This window comes from uncultured Campylobacter sp. (assembly GCF_938018145.1).
Lineage (GTDB): Bacteria > Campylobacterota > Campylobacteria > Campylobacterales > Campylobacteraceae > Campylobacter_A.
Window position 1 is genome coordinate 1 of record NZ_CALIII010000093.1, and the last position, 2,692, is coordinate 2,692.

At 47.8% G+C, this 2,692-nt stretch carries 3 protein-coding genes; all 3 read right to left on the reverse strand.

All coding sequences use genetic code 11. The features are described 5' to 3' along the window. Positions 1-267: 267 nt before the first annotated feature. From Q0338_RS01990 to Q0338_RS02000, 3 genes are read right to left on the reverse strand one after another with little or no spacing between them, the layout of a single operon-like run. On the reverse strand, positions 268-1,560 hold the full coding sequence (locus tag Q0338_RS01990) for a UDP-N-acetylmuramoyl-L-alanyl-D-glutamate--2,6-diaminopimelate ligase (RefSeq protein ID WP_298085297.1): 1,293 nt from the start codon (positions 1,558-1,560) through the stop codon (positions 268-270). Next, complete coding sequence (locus Q0338_RS01995) at positions 1,544-2,089, reverse strand: histidine kinase (protein ID WP_298085298.1); 546 nt, start codon at positions 2,087-2,089, stop codon at positions 1,544-1,546. The genes Q0338_RS01990 and Q0338_RS01995 overlap by 17 nt, the downstream gene beginning before the upstream one ends. Next, positions 2,082-2,351, reverse strand: a complete 270-nt coding sequence (locus Q0338_RS02000; protein ID WP_298085299.1) for a NifU family protein — start codon at positions 2,349-2,351, stop codon at positions 2,082-2,084. The genes Q0338_RS01995 and Q0338_RS02000 overlap by 8 nt, the downstream gene beginning before the upstream one ends. Positions 2,352-2,692 lie beyond the last annotated feature (341 nt).

A 2,692-nucleotide genomic window follows, 5' to 3' on the forward strand; every position in this document is an offset into this window, starting at 1 on the left:
ATTTTGCTTGATAAAATTTCGATTTTCATCGGCTATCCTTTGTATTTTTAGAAAAATTATACTATAAATTTGGCCGCGGCGATTCATTTTTGCTTGCTTGACGCGATAAAATTCGGGGTTAAATTTGTGATTAAATTTGAAATTAGCAGCGTTTAGATGGGTGGCAAATTTTACGCCGCTCGGTAGTAAATAGACAGAAGTTTGGGCGCAAACAAAGGCAAATTTTACGCAAATTTTCCCTTGTCTGGTGCCGTTTTATACATAAATTTAGGCGCGTGCGTCCAAAAGTTCGCGCACGACCTGCTTGTCGCTAAACGGATACTTCACGCCCTTGATCTCTTGATAGGTCTCGTCGCCCTTACCCAAAATCACCAAAATTTCGTCTTGCGTGAGGCTTTCAAGTGCATATTTGATCGCCTCTTTACGGTTTGCGATGCATTTTACGCGCTCGTTCATCTCTAGACCGCCGCAAATCTCGGCGATGATGCTTTCAGGCTCTTCGCTGCGAGGGTTGTCGCTGGTGACGACGAGTCTGTGCGCGTATTTTTGCGCGATTGAGCCCATTTTTGGGCGTTTGGTGCGATCTCTATCGCCTCCGGCGCCAAAAACTGCGACGATCTTGCGATGACGCAGCGCGTTTAGAACCTTTTCGATACCGTCTGGCGTATGCGCAAAGTCCACGATCACGAGTGGCTCACGGCTCACGACCTCCATGCGCCCCTCGACGCCGTCAAATTCCGCCGCGGCGCGTTCGATCTGCTCTAGCGGTCTATCCGTCAGCGTCGCGACGCAAGCGACAGCCGCGATAAGGTTATAGAGGTTAAATTCGCCGTGCAAATTTGAGCTTAGCGCCATCTGCCCGCGCGGAGTCTTTAGCGCGCAGTGAATGCCGCCCTCTAGCGAATACTCGCCGGGCGCAAAGTCTGCGTCCGCATGAAGCGCGTAAGTTAGGGCATTTGCTGGGTTAAATTTGATCCCGCCGCGGTCGTCTATGTTTATGAGCTTTGGCGCGTCGTCTGCGAAAAACTCGCTCTTTACGCGCGCGTACTCTTCAAACGTGCCGTGGTAGTCGAGGTGGTCCTGGGTCAAATTCGTAAAGATTTTCATCGCAAAATCCAAGCTCTCGATGCGTTTTTGAGCGATGGCGTGTGAGCTGACCTCCATCACGAAGTACTCGCAACCGCGCTCGCTAGCGGCTTTAAGGTAGCTAAGCGTGCGTAAAATTTCGCTCGTCGTTAGCGCCTTATCATCTATGCGTTCACCGTTTATAAAAGCGCCGCGAGTGCCGCACAGGCCGCATCCGTAGCCTAAATTTAACAGCGTAGCGCAGATAAGCGCTGCGGTCGTGGTCTTGCCGTTCGTGCCCGTGATGCCGATGATTTTGATGTTCTCGTCGATACCTAGCAGCCGCTTGCACTCGGCCAAATTTATGATTTTTGCGCCCTTTGCTTCGGCGGCGGCTTCAAATTTGGCGTTCGTCGCCGTTTTTACGAAACAGCAACCCGCTTCGCATTCGTTCGAGTTGTCGGTGACGAAGCCTTCTTTAACGTAAATTTTCACTTTCGGCCTTTTCGTTGATTTCGCGAGCCAGCGCGCTTAGCCGTTCGTCGCCGGCAAACATCACGGCCGCGGTCTCGATGTAGTTTAGCCCCATTTCGATGAAGTCGTTTTTGATAAGATTTTGCAAAAACTCGAGAAAATCGTCGCGGTTGTCGATCATCACGCGCGTGGAAAACATGATGTCCTCAAAGGTGCTTTTAAATCCGCCGCGCCTAACCGCATCCATAAAATCGGCGTAGCTGATGGCGTTTTGCTCCTCAAGGCTCTCGTCGTCGCCAAATTTTGCCTCAAGCGCGCCTAAAATTTCCTCCAGCTCGTCCGGGCTCATGCCGAGCTTGTCTTTTAGCTTAAATATCTCAAAAAGCGTCATCGCCTCGTCGCGGCGAGTCTTAGCAAGCGAGCAAAGCATAATGAGAAAAAGCAGCTTTTTGTCGGGTTTTTTGTCGTAGGCAAGCGAAAAATAGCTCGCTGCGGCGTCAAAGTCACCCTTGTTAAACGCTTTTAGGCCCGCCTTTTTATAATCAATCAAATTTAATTTCCTCGCCGATAGAGATGTTTACGACCTCTAGCTCAGGGTGGATATCCATGCGGAGCTGACGCTCGATGCCGTATTTTAGCGTAGTAGAGCTAGCTGCGCAGCCGTGGCAGTGGCCGGTAAGGCGGACGTAAATTTTGCCGTTTTTGATGCCTAGCAGCTCCATGCCTCCGCCGTCGTTTTCAAGCATAGGCAAAACCTTTTGCAGGCTGGCTTTTACGGGCTTTAGAAGCTCTTCATCGGTAAATGGGATCATTTTTAACCTTTTTAAATTTTTGAGATATTATAGCAGATAAAATTTTAAATACGCTATGAGTTTAGCGTTTTGGCGGCTATTTTTGACTTGGATAAATTTGGAATTTGGGGCGATTCTATATGTAGATAAGTCAAATTTAAAAGATGCCAACAGCGGTTTAAAGATGGAAAATATGCGATAATAGAAAGACTCCAACCTGCAATCAAAGCTCTAAATTGTTATGTGAACGGTCGTTGTGTATCACAAAAATACTTTTTGGATATTATAAATTCGGCATATTACGCCTGTCGTGCGATTAAATCTTTTAAAAAGCAAATTAATGCATAAAATTTAAAATAAAA